Consider the following 21,203-nt stretch of genomic DNA (forward strand, 5'->3'; position numbering starts at 1 on the left):
GTACCGCGAGAACATCTATAGACTCGGCATTTAGCCTTCTTCCGAATCGAACCGTCCCTAACGTATTATACATATTACCACCATATGAACACGAGATGCACCAACCCGACCGTGAGTGGATCCAGGACAAGCTCTCCAGCCTGACTGCCCACGCTGATGAGTTGCAGAGGGTTGGTGATGCGGCAGACGAACCGAATTTTGGCCCGTGGACAGCTCTCAAGCTAATCGTCCTTACCGCGACGGTGGACGTTTATACTCAGATTATCCACGATTACGATTTCGACCCCTACTATGTCGATGCGATGGCAGGGAGTGGCATAACCGAGTTAGATGGAGGTAGAGATACTCTAATCGGGTCCCCGATCGTTGCTGGAACAGTCGCTCACGAACCGTTCAGCAAAATGTTCTTAATTGAGCAGAATGAGGAGCGGGCGGAGGCCCTCCGGGATCGACTGGAATTTGCGACGGAGGAAATTGACACGTTCACCCAGTCTCGCGACGAGTGGGTTGTGATTGAGGGAGATACTAATGAGGAGTTACCCTCAATTCCCAGCCGGGTCCGTGATGAGAGAGGGGGATACCTAGGAGGTCAGGACGGCCAAGACGGTGCTCATCATCTCGCGTTTATTGACAACGAACGGGTCGAGGTGGAATTTGACTCACTCCGCCGACTGAGTTCGATGTGGGGTGATCTCCTGATTAATTATCAGGAGAAGGGAATCAACCGTGAAATCGGACTAATTGAGAGTGGAGAGAAAGACGGCTGGGACGAAATCTTGGCCTTCTTCGATGATGATGCTCACATCCAGCGTGATTCGACGCCAAACGAGCGGTTTGAACTCTACTTAGGGAAACTTGACAGTATCAACCGGTCCGAGTACGAATCTTTGACCATACATGGGTCCGACGAGCATCCGTACGGGTACAAGATGATATACGCAACCCGGCCTACTGGCGGGGGAAGCGAGTACGTGGAGTTCATGGAAACGTACCAACGGAAGATTGAGGCACTTACCGGAGACGATATTGAGAATGTTCTTGACACGATGAAGGGGACCTCCACTCACCTCGGACTCTGGTCCCCGGACGAAGATTCTCAATCAAGGCTCGGTGGCTTCTAATTCGGGATCTCTGGTGGGTCACATTCAGGCGTATCCCGACCAGCGAACTCCTCGGGCGACTGCCGTTCGCGCCACGCTTTGAGCCAATCTGACACCGGCGGCTCAGTATGCTTCAGGAGTTCCTTATCGGGCCAGAGATGAATCGGTAGTCCAAGTTCCGTTCCAATCTCCTGAACGGTCTTGAGGTGGGTGATGGAGTAGTCTACCCATTGGTCTACGTCTCGTAGCGCCTCCAGTTCATTCGCAAGCTCAAGCTTTCCCGCCTCGCGAGCCGCTCGTATACACATCTCTGCGTTACCGGCTCTCGGGTTGATGGGTTCGTGGAAAACCACATCCGGGTCACACTCTGCGACGCGCTGAAGGAGGTTGCGTATGTCCCCGGAATCCATCGTCGGGTAGGTTGGACTGACGCTCACGTACGTCTGTATGCCGTACTCGTTGAACTCCTCAAGACCACGCAATCGGTGTTCTGGGGCGGGGGCCTGTGGTTCGATTGCGGCGGCTTCTGCTCGATTAAGTGTCGGTACTGAGGACCCCACAGTCACGTATTCTCCGGCCTGCTCGAACACATCGATATCTTGCAGGGCTAGAATCGGGTTCCGAGTTAATACACGGGCGTTTTTTTGGTGGTCGGCGAGAGCTTCCACTACCCCCTGCGTAATTTCGCCCGCTCTGCCGTCCATATAGCAATCAGTCGAGAAGGAGATACCCACAATCCCACATCCACCTTCAGTTTCTCTCCATGTGCGCTTTCTGTCGAGATGCTCGTCAAGCCGTTCGGGTAAGTCATCCCGATAGAGAACGTAGCTCCCCCACTCCTTCTGGCTATTCTGAACGTCAGCTTCCTCCTCCAGCATATCTGGCCGCGCCCGTATCTGCGGTGTGGACGGAACGTAACAGAACTTGCACCCGTGGCGACAACCGGTCGCTACGTTGATGCTGTAATCGCAGAGGTACTTGCCGTTCAGACTGGACTCACTGAGAATTGCTTTGGTCGGGTCTTCGCCCGTTCGCACCCCATCTTGGAGTTGTGGAGGTTGAGGCATCTGAGGTGCTCCTTACCTCGCTCTACCGCCCAACGACCTATAATGCTGGGGAAATCGGGGTGGTAGTGGAATTAGAGAACAAATTCGTCTGGGATTCTGCTTGGCTGAGAGTATCTACTAGTAGATACTGACATCTCGCTGTCGACATGCACATCGTCGCCCCGGAGGCTGACGAGGATCAGGTCCGTCGGCAGATCGACCGCCCGACGTTCCAGCACGTGATGGGCGAAGCGAAACACTGCTCGCTGCAGTACCTCTCCTTCGAGGCCGTCCGGGAGAAACGTGAGGTCGTCAGTCGTGCGGGGCCGCTCAAGCAAGTGTTCTGATTTTCACCGGCCCAGGACTTCCCACGACGTTTTGCATACCGCGCGAGCGAAGCGAGCGCGGTTTTACCGGTACGAGGGCGCGAAGCGCCCGAGTGCCGGCATTTTTTCTGAACGTTTTTTGCGCCGAGCGGTGCTCGCAGCGCGAGCGAAGCGAGCGCGAGGACACCCGAGGCGTCAAAAAAGCTCAGCCGAGTCGGTCCTTCAGCACCGCCCCGAACCCGGCCGCCCCGATACCGAACGCGACGAGGCCACCGATGCCGGTGAGCGTGAGGGCGCCGTTGAGCGCCGCCGCGACGAGCAGCGGTTTCGCCCACTCGTCGCCGTCGCGGCCCACGAGTCGCTCGGCGATGGCGAGGTAGGCGATGGCCGCGCCGACCGACCAGATGAGGGCCGCCAGGATGGCGAAGGGGACGGCCACGAGGATGCCGATGATGGTGATGACGAGGATGATGGTCACGAGGATGACACCCACCAGGCAGACGAGACCGTAGACGAACGAGCCGACGGGCTCGTCGACGACCGTGTCCATCATCCGCTCGACGTAGGCCGGCGCGACCGCGACGAGGATGGCGCCGACGACGAGCGTCGTGACGAACGCACCGATGGCGCTCCCGACGACGTTGCCGATGGGGTTGGCGCCGACGTTGACGTCGATGCCGCTCCCACCCATCTGGAGGAGGAGTTCCGAGACCGGGGACTGGAGGTTCATACCGACTGAATGACGAGCGGGACAAAATCAGTTCCTTGAGGTCTCATAGCACGCACCGTGGGGGCCACGAGAGGTCGGCCACCGAGAGAGTAACCGTCGTTGCATACCGCGCGAGCGGAGCGAGCGCGGTTTCACCGGCGGCGAACGGAGTGAGCCGCCGGCATTTTTTCTGAACGTTTTTTGCGGCGAGAGGTACCCGCAGACCGGCGGCTTCGCCGTCCTCAGGACCGCTTCGCGGTTCTGATGGGCTGCGCGAGAGCTTCGCTCTCGCGAACGCCGGTCAAGCGGTACCCGAGCCGTCAAAAAAGCTCGACTGGCTCGATACCGTACCGCTCGAACTGCTCGGCGATGGCCTCGATGCGGGGCTCGATGACATCCGGTTCGTGCGAGTCCGTCCCGACCGTGAACGCGACATCGTGCTCCAGCAGGACCTCGACGAACCGGGGTGCGGGGTGGAACTCGCCGTAGTCGTCCAGCGCGCGGCCGGCGTTGAGTTCCGGAACCGTCCGCGAGGACCGGAACGCCTCGGCGACCTCGTGGTAGTGGTCGTCGCTCGCGAGGCCGCGGAACTCGGCGGTCCGCTCGAACAGGTCCGGGTGCGCGGCGATGTCGAACAGCTCCGAGTCGACGAGGGCGACGAGTTTCTCGAAGTAGCGGTCCACCAGCTCCCGGCGCTCCTCGCGGGGCATGTCGGCGTAGTAGGAGCCGAAGTGGACGTTCACGCCGTCGAGGTAGTGGACGCTCCCGATGGCGTAGTCGAAGTCGGCCACGTCGAGGAACTCACGGATGGCCGCCTCGTCCTCGGGTTCGTAGTCCATCTCCACCGCGTCGTAGATGTCGATATCGAACCGGTCGCGCATTGCCTCGATGCCCTCGCGCCGGCGCTCGTAGGTCGCATCGAGGTTGAACCCCATCACCTTCTTGCGCCGGTCGTGGTCCGCCTCCTCGGAGACGTTGCAGTGGTCGGTGATGCCGAGTCCCTCCAGCCCGGCGTCGGCGGCGGCCCCGATCATCGACCAGAGGAAGCTGCCGTCCGAGTACGTCGAGTGGGTGTGGTAGTCGTGGGCGATTCGGGTCACTGGCGTCGCGTAGGGGCGTGTGCCACGAGTACCTGTCGGGCCGACGGGATACACCCACACGCGGCGGCTGGTCCGAACCGAACGGCGGCCGGTACGGGCCCCGGAAGGGATTTGCCGGCGACCGCCCCAGAGCCGGCATGGTCGACTGGCAAGCGGTCGGACTCGGCTTCCTCGCGCACGTCGTACTGGGATTCTTCGCCTTCCTCGCGCCGGGTATCGGCCACGTCGCCGTCGGCCTCCTCGGCGGGTTCCTGACCGGGTACATCGCTGGGGGTGACCTCGTCAACGGCGCGTGGAACGGACTCGTCGCCGGGGCGCTCGGCGGCATCCTGCTCGCGGTGTTCGCCGCCGTCGCGCTCGGGTTCATCGTGGAGGTCCTGCTCGGCGGCGGCCTCGGCCTCCTCGGCGGCTCCGGCGCGCTCGTCATCGGCGTAGTCATCGCGCTCATCCTCGCCGTGGACTCGGCTATCGGCGGTGCGGTCGGCGCGGCCGTCGCCGACTGAGGCGACCGACCGTGGTGGCGCGGCGCGGGCGACGGACTGCCGCGGGCTCCGGGTTTTTGATGGAGCGGCCCCTACACCGGCCCATGAGCGAGACCACCGAGGCCGACATCGACGCCGGCGACCTCCTGCCGAACGACCACGTCCAGCAACTCGCGCTGGAGGGCGAGGTGACCCAGATTCACCGCGGCGCGAGCCAACACTACGCCGACGAGGGCGACCAGTTCGTCATCGACGGGACGACGTTCGAGGTGACGGGCGTCGAGGACCGCACGCTCGGCGACATGACCGACGAGGACGCCCGGCGCGAGGGCTCGGACTCACTGGAGGCCTACAAGCAGCGGATGGAGCGCGTCCACGGCGGTAACTTCGAGTGGGACGATTCGAGCACGGTCGTCCGGTACCAGTTCGAGCCCGTCGAGAACTGACCGGCCGGCAACGACCGGCTACCGCCGCTCGGCCAGCTCCGCCCGCAGGTCCGCCACGTCCATGTCCTTCATCGCGAGCAGGACGAGCAGGTGGTAGACGAGGTCGGCGGCCTCGTGTGCCAGCTCCTCGTGGTCGTCGTCCTTCGCGGCGAGCAGGAGTTCGGTCGTCTCCTCGCCCAGCTTCTCAAGCACCGCGTTCTCCCCTTTCTCGTGGGTGAACAGCGACGCCGTGTACGAATCCTCCGGGAGTTCCTCCTTCCGGGATTCGATGACGGCGAACAGCTCGTCCAGAATCTCGTCGGTGCCGGGCGCGTCTTCCGCCGCGTCACTCCTCATCCTCGAACACCTCGCGGATGTTGTCGAGTTCCGCGAAGCGGTCGGCGTCCTCGGCGGCACCCTCCCAGACCGGGCGCGCGACCAGCAGCGGGGCGTTCGTCCGTGCGGCCAGCGCCAGCGAGTCGCTCGGGCGGGCATCGACGGTCACGTCGTCGCGGGGCGTGTTGAGCCACAGCGTCGCGAAGAAGGTCCCCTCCTCCAGGTTCGAGACGGCCACGCGGTCGACACGGCCACCCAGTTCCTCGACGATGTCCAGGGTGAGGTCGTGGGTCATGGGGCGCCCGATGTCCTCGGCCTCCATCCCGCGGACGATGCTGCGGGCCTCCTCGAAGCCGATGAAGATGGGGAGCACCTCGCCCTCGAGCGGGCCCTCCGGGCCGCCCGCGCTATCGACCCCGTCCTCGCGGGCATCGCCCGCTGCGGTGCCGTCCTCCTCGACCGCGAGCAGGACGACCGGAACCGGGCCGTTCGGGGTGCCCGCGACCCGCACCGAGTCGATGCGTGCGGGGAGGCCCTCGGTCACGTCGGCGTCGGCATCGGTGTCCTCGCCGTCGCCGGAGACGTCCGTGTTCATACAGTGACGAGGCGGCCGCGGCGGAAAAGGCTATCTCGTTGGGTCGCAGCGGGTGGCGCCGGCGCGTCCAGCGCCGACTCAGTCGTCGGCCGCGGCCGCGTCGCGCTCGGCGGGCGTCCCCTCGAAGAACGCGAGGTCGTGGACCCGCGAGTCCTCGGTCAGTTCCGGGTGGAAGGCGGTCCCGACGACCGGACCGTCGCGCACGGCGACCGGGCGGCCGTCCCACGAGGCGAGCACCTCGACGCCCTCGCCGACGGACTCGATGGCCGGCGCGCGGATGAAGACGGCCGGGAACGGTGAGTCGAGCCCCTCGATGTCGAGCGGGGCCTGGAAGGAGTCGCGCTGGCGACCGAAGGCGTTGCGCTCGACGGTGGCGTCCACGAGGTCGAGCGTCGCCACACGGTCGTCACCCGCGTCCCGGCTCAGAACGATGAGCCCGGCACACGTCGCGAGGACGGGCTTGCCGGCCGCGACGTGCTCGCTGATCTCCTCGTCGATGCCCTCCTCCGCGATGGTCTTCGAGATGGTCGTTGACTCGCCGCCGGGCATCAGGAGCGCGTCGCAGTCGGGGACCGTGCCGGCGTGACGGATCTCGTGGACGACCGCGTCCTCGCCGTGGGCGGCCGCGGCCCGCTCGATGGCGTCGGCGTGTTCGGAGACGTCCCCCTGCACCGCGAGGACGCCGGCCGTGAGTGTCATGCGTAGGTGTAGCGGGCCGAGCGACAAAACGGCCGCGCTCTGGGAGACGCCGATGTCGTCGAGGCACCAGCGTCGCCCTCCGGGACGCGAGAGCTATCGCTGACACCAGGTCACACCGAGTTCGGTCGTCGCGCGAATCGACCCTCGAGGCGGAGCGTACATCGCCGCCAACTGAGCGAGTCACTCGCCGCACTCGTTTCCGAGCAATCCGAGATATAATACCCTGGAAAACAGAGCCACATGTCATGAGAGCGCTACCCCGTAACGATCGCAGGACGACACGAGGATACGAAGACGTAACCGCCGATGGCGAGACCGGCACGGCGCATATTGCAGGACTGAACCGAGACGAGACACGGGGCGAGGGGCGACGGCTGTCACCCGGCACACAAGGAGTCCGTCGCCATGATGGATGAGAGGGAGTTCGACCGGTCACGGGTCCTCTGGTGGGCCCTCACTGCCGCCCTCGTCGGAGCGCTCGGGCTGCTGGTGTACTCGTATATCGGGACGTTCGTCCTCGCGATATTCATCTACTACGCTGCCCGGCCCGTCTACCGCCGGTTGCGGCTCGTCGTCGACAGCTCCGGGCTCGCCGCGGCGGGCGCGCTGTTCGCGTTCGAACTCCCGTTTCTCGCGATAGCCGGGTACCTCCTGTTCCTCGCCGTCAGGGAACTCGAGCAGTACGCTGGCTCGGGCGCCGAACTCGTCGCCTGGTTCCTGCCGATCCCCCCTGCAGAGATAAAACGGGCGATCGCCGACCCGAGGGCGTACGCTTCGTCGTTCGACGTCGCATCGCTCACCGAGATTATCAGTACTGGAGGGGACGTGTTGGGGCCGGTCACGACGTTCTTCCTGCATCTCACGCTGGCCGTCGCCCTCGCGTTCTACCTGCTCCGGGACGGTGGCCGCATCGCGGACTGGTTCCGTGACGAGGTGGGGGAGGATTCGGCACTGTGGCTCTATGCGTCGCTCGTCGATCGCGACTTCCAGGTGGTGTATTTCGGGAACGTCCGTACCGTCGTCGTCGTCGCGCTGCTCGCCCTGGGCATCTACAACGGGCTCAACGTGGTCGCCCCGCCGGGGCTGAAGATCCCCATCCCCAACGTCCTCGCCCTCCTGACGGGCGCGGCGACGCTCATCCCCATCGTCGTGGGGAAGGTCGTGTACGTCCCGATGGCGGTGTATCTCGGGGTGAAAGCGGCCGAGTCGGACCCACAGACGCTCTGGTTCCCCATCGCCGTGGCCATCGTGGCACTGCTCGTCCTCGACCTGTTCCCGATCATGGTCATCCGGCCGTTCTTCGCCGGCCAGAGCACCCACAGGGGGGCGATGATGTTCTCCTACATCTTCGGTGGGCTGCTTTTCAGCTGGTACGGTGTCTTCCTCGGGCCGCTAGTGCTGATCGCGACCATCCATCTCGTCCGCGTGGGGCTCTCGGAACTCGCCCATGGCGACCGTATCACCCCGGAGGTGACGACCGCTCACGGGCTCGGCTCGATGCCACGACCCGGCGATGAACCACCAGATGAGGCGGTGTCCGGGGACGCTGACGCCGCTGCCGAGGAGTAACCTCCCACGGGGCAGACTCACACCCCGTCGAGACGACGCTCCGGGTAGTCACGCTCTTGTCCCTCCACACGATACGTCCCTCCAATGAAGGACCCCGCCGACCTCGACGTGACGCTGGTCGACGGCTACGTCGACGAGCCGGCCCACTTCGGCGTGCCCCCCTACATCTCGACGTATCCGCGGTACACGGCGGGCGCGCTGGTCGACGCCGGGGTTCCGGAGGCGAACATCACCTACCACACCATCGACGCGCTACGCGAGGAGCGCTCGCGCTGGCACGACGTGGTCGACGCCGACCTGATGATCTACATCGGCGGGATGACCGTGCCCGGCAAGTACGTGGGCGGCACGCCCGCCGAGCCCGACGAGGTGCGCGAACTCGCCTGGAACGCCGAGGGGACGAGCCTCATCGGCGGCCCCGTCCGGTTCGGCGTCGGCGAGGCCAACGAGGGCGCCACCGAGACCGCCCGCGACGACCTCGACTTCGACTTCCTCGCGATGGCCGACATCGAAGCCGCGGCGTACGACCTCGCGCACGGCGGCATGGAGGGGTTCGAGAACCGTTACCGCTCGAACGAGGAGATCGGCCGGTGGGCCCAGAAGGGTGCGTTCGTCGTCGAGCAGCATCCCAACCACCCGGACTACATCATCGCCGAACTCGAAACGTCGCGGGGCTGTCCCTACCGCTGTTCGTTCTGCACGGAACCGATGTACGGCGACCCGTCGTTCCGCACGGTCGACACGGTGACGGGCGAGGTGGAGGCCCTCTACGAGCACGGCATCACGGACTTCCGGCTTGGACGGCAGGCCGACATCCTCGCGTACGGGGGCGACGGCGAGAAGCCCAACCCCGAGGCGCTGCGCGAGCTGTACGGCGGCATCCGCGAGGTGGCGCCCGACCTCGACACGCTCCACCTCGACAACATGAACCCCATCACGGTCGTCGAGTGGCCGGAGAAGGCCCGCGAGGGCATCGAAATCATCGCCGAACACAACACGCCCGGCGACACCGCGGCGTTCGGGCTCGAGTCGGCGGACCCCCTCGTGCAGGAGGAGAACAACCTGAACGTCACCGCCGACGAGTGCTTCCGGGCGGTGGAGATCGTCAACGAGGCGGCGGGCTGGCGACCGGGCGGCGACCGCGACTCCGCGCCGAATCACGGCCCCGACGCCGCGCGTCGGCTCCCCAAACTCCTGCCGGGCATCAACCTGCTGCACGGGCTGAAGGGCGAGCGGATGGAGACCTACGAGCACAACAAACGGTTCCTCCAGCGCGTGATGGACGCGGGGCTGATGCTCCGGCGGGTGAACATCCGGCAGGTGATGGCGTTCGAGGGCACCGAGATGGCCGAGACGGGTGCGTCGGTCGCGCACGCCCACAAGGAGCAGTTCCAGCAGTACAAGTCGGAGATCCGCGAGACGGTCGACAACCCGATGCTCCAGCGGGTAGCGCCGCCCGGGACCGTCCTGCCGGACGTGCATCTGGAGTACCACCAGGACGGGCGGACGTTCGGCCGGCAGCTGGGGACCTACCCGCTGCTGGTGGCGATTCCGGGCGAGCGCGAGCTGGGGCGGACGCTCGACGTGGCCATCACGGACCACGGCTACCGCTCCGTGACGGGGGTGCCGCACCCGCTGGACGTGAACAGCGCGACGATGGACGAGCTGACGGCGATTCCGGGTATCGGCAAGCAGCGCGCGGGCGACATCGTCGTCAACCGGCCGTACGCAGCGACGAACGAGGTGTCGAGTTCGGAGGAGGTCGACCTGACGCGGTTCCTCGACGCCACCGAACCGGGGTCGGCCGATTGAACCGTTCAGCTGGAGCGTCGGGCAGGAGTCGGCGGAAGCGCGGAACGCCCCGAAACGGCCGCCCGGAACGGTTAGGACCGAGCTAAGGGATGCCACGGAGAGGAAGGCTCTTAGGGCGCCACACAAACCCACGAGCAATGAGTGTCGAGGTGAGCGTCGTCCTCCCCGCGTACAACGAGGAGGATACGATCGAACACACGGTCGAGAGGACCCTGGAGACGCTCGCCTCGTTCCTCCCGGCGAACGCGTTCGAGGTCATCGTGGCCGAGGACGGCTGCGAGGACCGTACGCCCGACATCGCCTCGCGGATGGCCGAGGCGGACAGCCGCGTCCGACACTTCCACAGCGACGAGCGGCTGGGTCGCGGCGGGGCCCTCGAACGCGCGTTCCGCGCCGCCGACGGCGAGACGCTGGTCTACTTCGACACGGACCTGGCGACGGACATGCGCCACCTCGAGGAGCTGGTCGAGAGCATCCGCTCCGAGGGGTACGACGTGGCCACGGGCTCGCGGCGGATGCCCGGCGAGAAGCAGGACCGCGAGCCCGAGCGCGGGGTCGCCTCCACCGGGTTCAACTCCCTCGTCCGGCTCTTCCTCCGGTCGGACCTGTACGACCACCAGTGCGGGTTCAAGGCGTTCGACCGCACGGCGCTGTTCGACCTGCTGGACGACGTTGAGGACGAGCACTGGTTCTGGGACACGGAGGTGCTGGTGCGGGCCCAGCGGGGCGGCTACCGGGTGAAGGAGTTCCCCGTCGACTGGACGCCGAAGGGGGACACGAAGGTCGACCTCGTCCGGGACGTGTTCGGGATGGGGAGCCAGATTCTCCGGGTCTGGTGGGAGTTCGCGGTCGCCCCACGGGTCACCCGCCGCGTCACGGTCGCCGTCGGGACGCTGCTGGTCCTCGCGGCGGTCGCGCTGATGACCGTCTACCTCGACCCCTCGACGGTCCTGCAACGTATCTCCGAGGCCGACCCGCAGCTGGTGGGGGTCGCGGCCATCGTCTACGCACTGTCGTGGCCGCTCAGGGGGGCGCGCTACCGCGATATCCTCGAGGAGCTCGGCTATCACGGGTCCGTCGGATTCCTCACCGGCGCGGTGTTCATCTCGCAGACCGGGAACCTCGTGTTCCCCGCGCGTGCGGGTGATGCCGTCCGCGCGTACGTGGTGAAGACGCGCCGGGCCGTCCCGTACCCGACCGGATTCGCCTCGCTCGCCGTCGAGCGGGTGTTCGACCTGCTGACCATCGCCGGACTCGCGGGGACCGTCCTCGTCCTGTTCGCCCTCGCGGGACTCGACCCGACGAGCGCGGCGTCCGGTGATGTCTCACAGAGCGGGCAGACGGCACTCGTCGTGGCGGCCGGTGTCGGCGCCGCGGCGATCCTGGCGGTCGTGGCCATCGTCGCCTCCGCGCGCTCGGACCGGAACCTGGTCCGGCGAGCGGTGCGCGCGGTCAGTACGGACTCGTACGCCGACTGGCTGGCCGGCATCATCGAGCAGTTCGTCGGCGACGTCCAGCAGGTCGCCGGGAACCGGGCAGCGTTCGCCCGTGTCGGCGCGAGCAGCGTCGCCATCTGGTCGCTGGACGTGGTGACGGCGCTGCTGGTGTTCGCCGCGTTCGAACCCGCGCTGGTCGCCGCGAGCCCGATGCTCGTCGTCGCGGTCGGCTTCTTCGCGGTCAGCGTCGGGAACCTCGCGAAGGTGCTTCCGCTGTCGCCGGGGGGCGTCGGCCTGTACGAGGGGGCGTTCACCCTACTCGTCGTCGGGCTCACGCCCGTCAGCGCTGGTACGGCGCTGGGCATCGCCATCGTCGACCACGCCGTGAAGAACGTCGTGACGCTCGTGGGGGGTATCGGCTCGACCCTCCTCCTCAACGTTTCGCTCACCACGGCCGTCGAGGAGTCCGCGGAGGTCAAGGCCGACGGCGGGGACGAAGCCGATACCGACGGACCGGACTGACGACCGGAACGAACCGACAGAACTGACCGTCCGTCGGAATACTGTCCCGTCAGTCAGTCGTATGGAACGTGTTATTCTGATTGACACCGGCGCGTGACGGCTCGACGACGGTGGTGTTCGCTACCATCGAATGGTCCCACCCGTGTATCATGCCGTTCTTTCCGGTTCCATATACCATCCTGTGGAATCAGTCGGTAATCACGTTCCAGACGGTACAGGACATCATCATGACAGATTCCGAAGTAACTCGACACTACTAAATACGAGTTTTTTGTAGTAACGGGGGACAACAGGGCGGCCGGGCGTCTGCTCGACCGTCGCAACGTATCAACCAATGAGCGAACGAATCAGCACCCGCGAGTGGGACCCGACCGAGACGGAAGCCGAGGAGAGCGACGAGAAACACGGCTGCCCAGAGTGTGGCGGCGATATCGCGAACGACACGGAGCATGGGGAGGTCGTCTGCCAGGACTGTGGCCTCGTGGTCGACGAGGACAACATCGACCGCGGGCCCGAGTGGCGCGCGTTCGACGCCCAGGAGAAAGACGAGAAGAGCCGCGTCGGCGCCCCGACGACCAATATGATGCACGACAAGGGGCTCTCGACCAACATCGACTGGCGCGACAAGGACGCCTACGGCAACAGCCTGTCGAGCAAGCAGCGCCAGAAGATGCAGCGCCTGCGCAAGTGGAACGAGCGGTTCCGCACGCGCGACTCCAAGGAGCGCAACCTCAAGCAGGCCCTCGGCGAGATCGACCGGATGGCCTCCGCGCTCGGCCTCCCGGACAACGTCCGCGAGACCGCCTCCGTCATCTACCGGCGCGCGCTCGACGAGAACCTCCTCCCCGGCCGCTCCATCGAGGGGGTCTCCACCAGCGCGCTGTACGCCGCCGCACGACAGGCCGGCGTTCCGCGTTCGCTGGACGAGGTCGCCGGCGTCTGCCGCGTCGACAAGGACGAGATCGCCCGCACCTACCGCTACGTCGCCCGCGAGCTGGGGCTGGAGATCGCCCCCGCGGACCCGGAGAGCTACGTGCCCCGGTTCGCCTCCGACCTCGAACTCAGCGAGGAAGCCGCGGGGCGGGCGCGCGAACTGCTCTCGAACGCGAAGGAGGCCGGCATCCACTCCGGGAAGTCCCCGGTCGGGCTGGCGGCCGCGGCGGTGTACGCCGCGTCGCTCCTGACGAACGAGAAGGTCACGCAGAGCGAGGTCGGTGAGGTCGCGGACATCTCCGAGGTCACCATCCGGAACCGGTACCACGAACTGCTCGAAGCCGAGCAGGGACTGGCGATGGCGTAAGAGTCAGAATACGCCCATATCTGAACTCCCTCGTATTTCCGCATATATTCTGGAGAATAATTCTCAGGTCCCGACCATAAATTTGTAATACGTCGCATAATCGGGATGGTCGCGATTTTCTCCTGACACCGACAGCGGAGATACCTACGAAGCCCTCGCGCTCTCGCCCTTCGAGTCCGCCAGGACCGCAACTCGTCAGTCGGTAGTCGTCGGCCTCACACCTCCCCACCCGCCTGCGCTCCTCGCTCGCTTCGCTCGCTCCGCTGCTCGGCCCTCGCACGTGTAGCGGCGGCCGGCCCTCCGGGCACGGCCGCCAGCGCGCGCCTGTTCGACTGACGGGAGGGTGCGGCCCGGTTGGGAAAGCGTCTAGTCCCCCGCCACCGACGCCCGCATGTGCAGACCGAGCACGTCGTTCACGTCGCCGACGCGCGGGAGGCCGTGGCCGAACTCGGCGACGACGCGGTCGACCTCGTCGTCACCTCGCCCCCGTACCCGATGGTGGAGATGTGGGACGAGTCGTTCACCGCGCAGGACCCGGCCATCGGCGAGGCGCTGGCGGCGAACGAGGGCGACCGCGCGTTCGAACTGATGCACGACCTGCTCGACGAGGTGTGGGCCGAACTCCCGCGTGTCGTCAGCGAGGGGGGCATCGTCGTGGTGAACGTCGGGCCAGCCACGCGCACCCTCGACCGGTTCCGACAGTACCCCAACCACGAGGCAATCAGCCGGCGACTGCGGGACCACGGCTTCCAGTCGCTCCCTGGCGTGCTGTGGCGCAAGCCGACCAACAGCGCCGCGAAGTTCATGGGGAGCGGAATGCGCCCGCCGAACGCCTACGTCACGCTGGAGCACGAACACCTGCTGGTCTTCCGGAACGGCGGGCTCCGCCAGCCGGACCCCGAGCGGCGCGACGCGGCGGCCTACTTCTGGGAGGAGCGCAACGAGTGGTTCTCGGACCTCTGGGAGTTCACCGGCGAGCGCCAGGCGCTGTCGGGCGCGGCTGCCGAGGCACGCGACCGCTCGGGTGCGTTCCCGCTGGACCTCCCGCTCCGGCTCGTCCGGATGTTCTCCGTCTACGGCGACACCGTCCTCGACCCGTTCTGGGGGACCGGAACGACGAGTCTCGCGGCGCTCGTGGCCGGGCGCCCCTCGGTGGGCATCGAGCGCGACCCCGACCTCGTCCGAGCGTTCGACGCGCGCGTGGCCGACGCCCCCGAGCTGTCGGCCGACCTCGTCCGCGAGCGACTCGACCGCCACCGCGAGTTCGTCGCCGAGCGCCGTGCCGACGGGAAGACGCTGCAGTACGACGCCGAACACTACGACTTCCCGGTCGTCACGAAGCAGGAGCGCCGCATCCGGCTGTACGAGGCAACGACCGTGACACGCGAGGATGCGGCCGCGGAGCGCCGTCGGTACGTCGCCGAGCACGACCCCATCTGACGCCGACACCGGCCGACGACCCATCATCCGAACCGGTGGCTATACCTCCGGCGCCGTGCCAGAAGTACGCATGGACCTCTCGTTCGACGAGTTCGTACTGGCGGCCGCCACGGCCGACCTCGGCGAGGAGCCGGCCGCCCGCGAGCACGCCGACGCCGTGGAGTTCCGGATGGACATGGCCGACGACCCGCTGGACGCGCTGGGCCGGTACGACGGCGACCTGCCGCTCGTCGCCACCAACCGTCCCACCTGGGAGGGTGGCGAGGCCGCCGAGGAGGGACGGCTGGCGGCGCTCCGGGCGGCCGCCGAGTACGACGCCGTCGCGGCCATCGACGTGGAGCTGGCCGCCATCACCGGCGAGGGCGCGCCCGCCGACGCCGTGGACCCGGAGGACGGCCCCGCAGCCGTCAGGCACGCCCACGAACACGACGCGCAGGTCATCGTCTCCACACACGATTTCGAGTCGACGCCGCCGCGCGAGGAACTGGAGCGCCTGCTCGGCGACGCCAGCGAGCACGGCGACGTGGCGAAGCTCGCCGTCACCGCGACCGGCCTCGACGATGCCCTCCGCGTGCTGGGCGCGACCCGCGCGGCCGCCAGCGACGGCCTGACGGTCGCCACGATGGCGATGGGCGCGGCCGGGAGCCACACCCGCGCCGTCGCGCCCGTGTACGGCTCGCGCATCGGCTACGCACCGGTCGACCCCGCCCGCGCCACCGCGCCGGGGCAGTACGACCTCGCGACGCTTCGCGAGTTGATCGACGCGCTACACTAGCGGTTCGGGCGATAGGGGGCTGCTCGCGCCCGCTCAGACCATCGAAGCGTCAGACGCCCTGCACGGGGTTTATTACCCCAGAGTGGCTACGGCGATGGAAGTGGCGCCCAACGACCGAAAGCGGCCGTGGCTGGCGGCCATGCTCGCGCTCCAGCCGGGACTGGGGCACGCCTACCTGCGGTCGTGGATCCGTGCCGTCCTCTGGTTCGGGCTCTGGGCCGCGACCGTGATGGTCGTCGTCCCCGCTCCGGGCGTCCCGGCGACGGAGCCCGTCGCGTTCCTCCAGGGGCTCGCGACCGGGATACAGGGCCTGGAGTTCGAGGCGACGCTGGCGCTCGTCTCCGTCACCGCGTTCAGCGTCCTCGACGCCTACTGGCTGGGCGCCCGCAACGCCGCCAGACAGGAGCAGTTCGCCGACGCGTTCCAGTGTCCCGCGTGCGGCCGCGAGACGGACCCGAACCTCGAGTTCTGTCACTGGTGTACGACGGAGTTCGAGAGCCCCGAGGACGATGTCAGTGGCCCGCGCGCGAGCGGAGCGGGCGCCGGCGAGGCGCCGTGAGGCCAGGGCCACGGAACAGCCGGCGAGCGAACGGCCGGGGTCGGACGCCACCGCCGTTCGGTACGGTCGCCCATAGCAGCGACTATTGAGTAGGGATTTATTCCGGGTCGGCGTCGACTACTCGTATGGCAGTTCTCGTGGCCTACGACGGGTCCGACCCGGCACAGAAAGCGGTCCAGCGTGCGGTCAGAGCCGCGAACGAGATTGGAGAGGACGAAGTCGTCCTCTTGCGAGTTATCGAGGCAGCTGACGGGATGCTCGAGGCGGGATTCGACATCGTCCAGGACCGACTGAAGGAGTTCCGAGAGCAGGAGCCGAAGGAGTTGTCCGCGGATATCAGGTCCCTGCTGGAGTCGGAAGCGGTCGAGTTCCGCATCGAGGCCGTGGCCGGCAAGCCGGCCAGGGAGATCGTCTCGTACGCAGAGGAGCACGACGTCTCGGAGATCGTCATCGGGAGCCACGGTCGGGAGGGCGTCTCCCGGGTGTTACTGGGGAACGTCGCCGAGAACGTGGTTCGACGGGCCCCGACCACGGTCATCGTCGTTCGCTGATTGGGTCCGAGCCGAGCGAGCCCGTGCTACCGTCCCGAGGGGCGGACGGAGTCGCGGAGTTGGTCTGGATGCGCTACTGCTCGATGATCGACTCCTCGACCGCCTCACCGAAGTGCCGCGCGACGGGTTCGTAGTAGACCAGCACCTCGTCGCCCACCTCCAGATCCGTCACCGCCTTGCGGCCCTCGCTGGTGGCGACCTTGATGGTCTCGGCGTTCTGCAGCAGCGTCTCGATGACATCCGTCTCGCCGTCGTGGCTCACCTCGGCCTGCACCCGGAACATGGGGCGCTTCTCGATCTTCGAGCGGCCGACGATGGTCTCGCGGGTGTTGCCGTCCGTGTCGACGATCTGGACCTCGTCGCCGCTCCGCACCTCCGAGAGGTACTTCGTCTCGCCGCCGGGCGTGCGGACGTAGGCGTGGACGGCGCCCGCGTTGACCCGGAACGGCCGCGAGGCGACGTAGGGTGAGTCGGCGGTCTCGGCGTGGACGAAGAACAGTCCCCGGCTCATCGAGCCGACCAGCATCCCCTCGTCGTGCTCCATCAGCGAGCCGGTGTCGACGCAGACGCGGTCGGCGCTGCCGACCTCGTCGACGGCCGTGACGGTCGCCGTCGTCAGGTCGAGCGACTCGCGGTCGGTGGCGTCCCGGGCGTCGACGGTCGCACGAATCTCGTCGGGGTCGTCGGTATCCAGCAGGACCGCGTCGGCGCCGAGCTCCAGCGTCTCGAAGGCGGTCCGGGCCTCCTCGGCCGTCTGGACGCCGGCGACGAGGTCAGTCTCCTCGCCGATGCGGGCGATGAGGTTCTCCAGCGGGATGATGGACCAGTCCTCGCCGACGACGATGGTGTAGTCGGCGTCGCGGGCAGCTTCCTGCGCGAGTTCCTCGTAGCCCGGGCCCAGGACGCGGATGTACGCACCGCTGGTGCCCTCGGTACGCCGGAGCGTCGTCAGGTCGGCGCTGCCCGAGAAGTCCGACGGGAGGTCGACCGTCCCGTCGCCCTCGCCGTCCTTCCCGACGACGACGGCGTCGGGTTCGGCCTCCTCGCCGGGTTCGGCGTCGTCGATGACGTGGACGTCGTCGCCGGAGAAGGCCGCGACGTTGACCCGGCCGAGTTCGCGGACCTTGGCCACGTCCTTCCGGTCGACGAGCACCCAGTCGACGCCGGCCTCGAGGCCGGCGGTGATGCGGCGTTTTCGCTCCTCCCAGTCGCCGACCGTGTCGTCGGCCTTCAGCCAGACGGCGCGTGACATGTATACCGGCGGGTCGACTGGCGGCGGTTTAACCGTGGCGGAAGGTGCAGTACAGCCGTGTACTGTCAGACGGACGGAGGACAGTCGCCGCTGCACCCGGCAAGCGGAGCGACCGGAACCTGTCGGAAGCCCCGGCCGGTTCGACTCGCGCGCCAGCCCGGTGTGTCCGTCACTCGGCCGATTCGGCGGCCGTGACTGCCGGTTCCCGCTTCCCTTTCGCGTGCAGGCCCGAAACCAGCGCCATGAGCGACGACACGGCGGACCTGTTCACGCCGCTGGAACTGCGCGACACCACCGCCCGCAACCGCGTGATGGTCTCCCCGATGTGCCAGTACTCCTGTGACGAGGACGGCCTCGCGACGGACTGGCATCACGTCCACCTCGGTTCCCGTGCCGTGGGGGGTGCCGGCATCGTGATGGCCGAGGCGACGGCCGTCTCGCCGGAGGGTCGCATCACCCCAAACGACCTCGGTATCTGGACGGACGCACACGGCGAGGCGCTGGCCGACACCGCGGCGTTCATGCGCGAGCACGGGGCCCTGGCGGGCATCCAGCTCGCACACGCCGGCCGCAAAGCGTCGACCGAGCGGCCGGCCGACGGCGGCGGCCCGGTCCACGACGACCGCGGCTGGACCACCGTGGCGCCGAGCGCGAAGCCGTGGCCCCACGACGAGGAGGCGGGCGGCCCCGTTCCGACCGAGCGGCTGGACGTCGAGGGCATCCAGCAGGTGGTCGACGACTTCCGGGCGGCCGCCGAGCGGGCGCTCGACGCGGGCTTCCAGGTTGCGGAGGTCCACGGCGCGCACGGCTACCTGCTCCACGAGTTCTGCTCGCCCGTCACCAACGAGCGTCAGGACGACTACGGCGGCGATTTCGAGGGCCGGACGCGCCTCGTTCGGGAGGTCACCCGCGCGGTGCGTGACGTGTGGCCCGACGACAAGCCCGTGTTCGTCCGGCTGTCGGCGACGGACTGGATGGGCGAGGACGCGTGGACCGTCGCGGACACCGCACGACTGGCACCGCTGCTGGCCGAGGACGGCACCGACCTCATCGACGTGAGCGCCGGCGCCATCGACCCCGAACAGGACGTCCCTGACCTCGGCCCGCACTACCAGGTGCCGTACGCGGAGCGCGTCCGCGAGTCGCTCCACGAGGCGGACGCCGACTGCGCGGTCGGGGCCGTCGGCGGCATCACCACGCCGGAGGGCGCCGACGAACTCGTCCGCAACGACCGGGCCGACCTCGCCATCATGGCCCGCGAGCACATCCGCGACCCGCACTTCACGCTCACCGCCGCGCAGGAACTCGACGCGCTCGACCGCGTGGACGTGCCCCGACAGTACTACCGCGGCTTCACCCACTGACGCCACACACCGCGGAGTGCGTATAAAGGACCATAATATTCGCCGGTAGGGGGAGGGTGGTAGGGTGTCTCCGTTCTCTCATGACGACGCTCATCATCGGTGACGGGCCAGCGGGGGCGGCCGCGGCACACGTCTGTCTGGACGCGGTCGTGCTGCCGGCCGACGAGCAGGGCGGGGTCGGGGGCGGAGGGCGGATGGAGACCCGCAGCCACGACGGTGCGACGTACGACATCGGCACGACCTGTCTCCGCGACCGTGGCGACGAACGCTCGACGCTCGTCCGTGAGCTGCTCGGCGCCGACTGCGTCGCGTTCGAGGGGCGTATCGAGGCGTTCGGTACCGGCGACGAGCCCGCCCACCCACGGACCACCCACGCGCGCCTGACGGGCCGCCACGGTATCGAACAGGTCCCCGAGCAGCTGCTCGCGGCCCGGCACTGCGACCACCGGCCCGACGCGTCCGTCGAGCGGCTGGAGCGGACCGACGACGGCTGGCGCGCCCACACGGACGCGGGCACCATCGACGCCCAGCGCGTCGTCATGGCGACGGGCGCCGAGCGGACGGCCGCGCTGCTCGCCGACGACCCGCTGGCCCCGGGCCTCGAACTGGCGGCCCAGCGCGTCGACCACCGGACCGTCGACAGCGTCGTCCTCGGGTACGACCACGCCGTCGACCGGGAGTGGTACGCCCTCGCGGCGGACGGCGAGCCCCACGACGTCCGCTGGCTCTCGCGGGAGTCGGCCAAGCCGGGCCGCGTCCCGGCGGGACAGGAGGCACTCGTGGTCAGGCTCGGTGACGACTGGGCGTCGGCCCACGACCCGGGAGCGGCCGTCGACCGCGCGTGCGAGGCGGCCGCGACCCTGCTGGACGACGACCGACTCGCCGACCCCTCGTGGACGGACCACGAGCGGTACCGCTACGCCGCCCCCTACAACCGGCCCGACCCCACGCTCGCCGAGGACGCGGCGGCCGCGGACTGCTACCTCGCCGGGGACTGGGTGGCCGGCACGGACCGGACGTTCGCACCGCTGGAGACCGGGCTCGACGCCGGCCGGCGGGCCATGGACTTCGCTCGGCAGGCCCGCCTCCAGCGGGACGGCCCGCTGGAAGGGTAACCCAGACCTACCGAGTATCTACAGCACGTTATAGAAATAAATAGAGATTTATCCCCTAAACCCAGAGATATATCTATTATACAGCAGCTTTCAGAACAGCGAGAGGTCCCCAGTCACCTTGTCGACGATGTTCTCCGGGCCGGGACCGACGGCGAGTGCGGTGACCGTTCCGGGTTCGAGCTGGGTGTGGCCGGCGTCCCGGACCAGCGCGTAGGGGAGCCCCTCGCGCCGGGCGAGGTCGGCGAGTTCCTGTAGCTGGGACTCGGATTCGCCCTTCAGGACGATCTTCTTCCCCCCGCTCCCCTTCCACTCGCGCTGGGTCTTCCCGTCGGCGTCCTCGTAGGCCTGGAGCGAGGCGTGCGCGACCTGCGCGGCGAGTTTCCCCTGCCCCATCCCGATGTCCGTGCGTGCGACGATGGCCTGCTTCTGGTTCATACGGGCGCTGCGGGGGCGACCGGCTTAGGCGCGACGGCTCGCCGCACGGGCCGTGTTCAGATGGTCGTATGGGACGAGCAGGGGATGAGTTTAGCAGGTTGTTTGGGGGAGATACGACTGGAAGGAACAGCTTGGAAGCCCCTGGCCGGCGCCGCCCGGCCGACGCAAGCACTGCAGCGCGCAGCGAGGCCCGGCGGCGCCGAGCGCGTGGGGGCTTTCAACAGGTTGCCGCCGGAAAACGGCACACGAGGGGGC

General features: G+C 67.5%; 22 protein-coding genes. 14 read left to right on the plus strand and 8 right to left on the minus strand.

Translation table 11 applies throughout. The features are described from left to right. Window positions 1-95: 95 nt before the first annotated feature. Window positions 96-1,121, plus strand: coding sequence for a three-Cys-motif partner protein TcmP (gene tcmP, locus NL114_RS03630; protein WP_254823436.1), 1,026 nt, complete (start codon window positions 96-98; stop codon window positions 1,119-1,121). Here the strand turns inward: tcmP and NL114_RS03635 are convergent. After that, window positions 1,118-2,167 carry an SPL family radical SAM protein gene (locus NL114_RS03635; RefSeq protein ID WP_350355397.1) on the minus strand — a complete coding sequence of 350 codons (1,050 nt, stop codon included), beginning with the start codon at window positions 2,165-2,167 and terminating at the stop codon, window positions 1,118-1,120. The genes tcmP and NL114_RS03635 overlap by 4 nt on opposite strands. A gap of 146 nt (window positions 2,168-2,313) precedes the next feature. Between NL114_RS03635 and NL114_RS03640 the strand changes: the two genes are divergently transcribed. After that, window positions 2,314-2,493, plus strand: a complete 180-nt coding sequence (locus NL114_RS03640; RefSeq protein WP_254823438.1) for a hypothetical protein — start codon at window positions 2,314-2,316, stop codon at window positions 2,491-2,493. A 184-nt stretch (window positions 2,494-2,677) separates the two neighbouring features. On the opposite strand, the gene NL114_RS03645 is transcribed toward NL114_RS03640, so the two are convergent. Continuing rightward, a complete protein-coding gene (locus NL114_RS03645; RefSeq protein ID WP_254823439.1) occupies window positions 2,678-3,202 on the minus strand; it encodes a DUF8173 domain-containing protein in 525 nt (174 codons plus the stop codon). 299 nt (window positions 3,203-3,501) lie between these two features. Then, window positions 3,502-4,281 carry a PHP domain-containing protein gene (locus tag NL114_RS03650; RefSeq protein ID WP_254823440.1) on the minus strand — a complete coding sequence of 260 codons (780 nt, stop codon included), beginning with the start codon at window positions 4,279-4,281 and terminating at the stop codon, window positions 3,502-3,504. A 137-nt stretch (window positions 4,282-4,418) separates the two neighbouring features. Between NL114_RS03650 and NL114_RS03655 the strand changes: the two genes are divergently transcribed. Together NL114_RS03655 and NL114_RS03660 are read left to right on the plus strand one after the other, a co-directional pair. Further along, window positions 4,419-4,784 (plus strand): DUF5518 domain-containing protein, encoded by a 366-nt coding sequence (locus NL114_RS03655; protein ID WP_254823441.1) that lies wholly within the window; start codon window positions 4,419-4,421, stop codon window positions 4,782-4,784. 83 nt (window positions 4,785-4,867) lie between these two features. Next, window positions 4,868-5,209: an ASCH domain-containing protein gene (locus NL114_RS03660; RefSeq protein WP_254823442.1), complete on the plus strand. Its 342-nt coding sequence runs from the start codon at window positions 4,868-4,870 to the stop codon at window positions 5,207-5,209. Window positions 5,210-5,227: 18 nt separating this feature from the next. Here NL114_RS03660 and hisE read toward each other — a convergent pair whose 3' ends face one another. The 3 genes from hisE to pdxT all read right to left on the minus strand — a co-directional run bounded on the left by hisE (window position 5,228) and on the right by pdxT (window position 6,818). Next, the gene (gene hisE / locus NL114_RS03665) at window positions 5,228-5,545 is read right to left on the minus strand and encodes a phosphoribosyl-ATP diphosphatase (protein ID WP_254823443.1); all 318 of its coding nucleotides are present in this window, start codon (window positions 5,543-5,545) and stop codon (window positions 5,228-5,230) included. After that, a complete protein-coding gene (locus NL114_RS03670) occupies window positions 5,535-6,119 on the minus strand; it encodes a bifunctional nuclease family protein (RefSeq protein ID WP_254823444.1) in 585 nt (194 codons plus the stop codon). The genes hisE and NL114_RS03670 overlap by 11 nt, the downstream gene beginning before the upstream one ends. A gap of 78 nt (window positions 6,120-6,197) precedes the next feature. Further along, on the minus strand, window positions 6,198-6,818 hold the full coding sequence (pdxT, locus tag NL114_RS03675; protein ID WP_254823445.1) for a pyridoxal 5'-phosphate synthase glutaminase subunit PdxT: 621 nt from the start codon (window positions 6,816-6,818) through the stop codon (window positions 6,198-6,200). Between the two features lie 405 nt (window positions 6,819-7,223). On the opposite strand from pdxT, the gene NL114_RS03680 reads away from it, so the two are divergent. From NL114_RS03680 to NL114_RS03715, 8 genes are all read left to right on the plus strand, one after another. Then, window positions 7,224-8,387: an AI-2E family transporter gene (locus NL114_RS03680; RefSeq protein WP_254823446.1), complete on the plus strand. Its 1,164-nt coding sequence runs from the start codon at window positions 7,224-7,226 to the stop codon at window positions 8,385-8,387. Between the two features lie 84 nt (window positions 8,388-8,471). Further along, the gene (locus tag NL114_RS03685) at window positions 8,472-10,199 is read left to right on the plus strand and encodes a radical SAM protein (protein ID WP_254823447.1); all 1,728 of its coding nucleotides are present in this window, start codon (window positions 8,472-8,474) and stop codon (window positions 10,197-10,199) included. 137 nt (window positions 10,200-10,336) lie between these two features. Next, window positions 10,337-12,157, plus strand: coding sequence for a flippase-like domain-containing protein (locus tag NL114_RS03690; protein ID WP_254823448.1), 1,821 nt, complete (start codon window positions 10,337-10,339; stop codon window positions 12,155-12,157). 334 nt (window positions 12,158-12,491) lie between these two features. Beyond that, window positions 12,492-13,457, plus strand: a complete 966-nt coding sequence (locus tag NL114_RS03695) for a transcription initiation factor IIB (RefSeq protein WP_254823449.1) — start codon at window positions 12,492-12,494, stop codon at window positions 13,455-13,457. A gap of 393 nt (window positions 13,458-13,850) precedes the next feature. Then, window positions 13,851-14,897, plus strand: a complete 1,047-nt coding sequence (locus NL114_RS03700) for a DNA-methyltransferase (protein WP_254823450.1) — start codon at window positions 13,851-13,853, stop codon at window positions 14,895-14,897. 70 nt (window positions 14,898-14,967) lie between these two features. Continuing rightward, a complete protein-coding gene (locus tag NL114_RS03705; protein ID WP_254823451.1) occupies window positions 14,968-15,672 on the plus strand; it encodes a type I 3-dehydroquinate dehydratase in 705 nt (234 codons plus the stop codon). A 100-nt stretch (window positions 15,673-15,772) separates the two neighbouring features. After that, window positions 15,773-16,231, plus strand: a complete 459-nt coding sequence (locus NL114_RS03710; RefSeq protein ID WP_254823452.1) for a zinc ribbon domain-containing protein — start codon at window positions 15,773-15,775, stop codon at window positions 16,229-16,231. 125 nt (window positions 16,232-16,356) lie between these two features. Beyond that, on the plus strand, window positions 16,357-16,782 hold the full coding sequence (locus NL114_RS03715) for a universal stress protein (RefSeq protein WP_254823453.1): 426 nt from the start codon (window positions 16,357-16,359) through the stop codon (window positions 16,780-16,782). 73 nt (window positions 16,783-16,855) lie between these two features. On the opposite strand, the gene NL114_RS03720 is transcribed toward NL114_RS03715, so the two are convergent. Beyond that, entirely contained in the window at window positions 16,856-18,034 is a 1,179-nt protein-coding gene (locus NL114_RS03720; RefSeq protein WP_254823454.1) for a 3-dehydroquinate synthase II, read from the minus strand. Between the two features lie 242 nt (window positions 18,035-18,276). Between NL114_RS03720 and NL114_RS03725 the strand changes: the two genes are divergently transcribed. Then, on the plus strand, window positions 18,277-19,398 hold the full coding sequence (locus NL114_RS03725) for an NADH:flavin oxidoreductase/NADH oxidase (RefSeq protein ID WP_254823455.1): 1,122 nt from the start codon (window positions 18,277-18,279) through the stop codon (window positions 19,396-19,398). An 80-nt stretch (window positions 19,399-19,478) separates the two neighbouring features. Then, on the plus strand, window positions 19,479-20,513 hold the full coding sequence (locus NL114_RS03730; RefSeq protein ID WP_254823456.1) for an FAD-dependent oxidoreductase: 1,035 nt from the start codon (window positions 19,479-19,481) through the stop codon (window positions 20,511-20,513). Window positions 20,514-20,603: 90 nt separating this feature from the next. On the opposite strand, the gene pth2 is transcribed toward NL114_RS03730, so the two are convergent. After that, window positions 20,604-20,948, minus strand: coding sequence for a peptidyl-tRNA hydrolase Pth2 (pth2, locus tag NL114_RS03735; RefSeq protein ID WP_254823457.1), 345 nt, complete (start codon window positions 20,946-20,948; stop codon window positions 20,604-20,606). Window positions 20,949-21,203: the final 255 nt, after the last annotated feature.

The sequence above is a fragment of the Haloglomus halophilum genome, from assembly GCF_024298885.1.
Taxonomy (GTDB): Archaea; Halobacteriota; Halobacteria; order Halobacteriales; family Haloarculaceae; genus Haloglomus; species Haloglomus halophilum.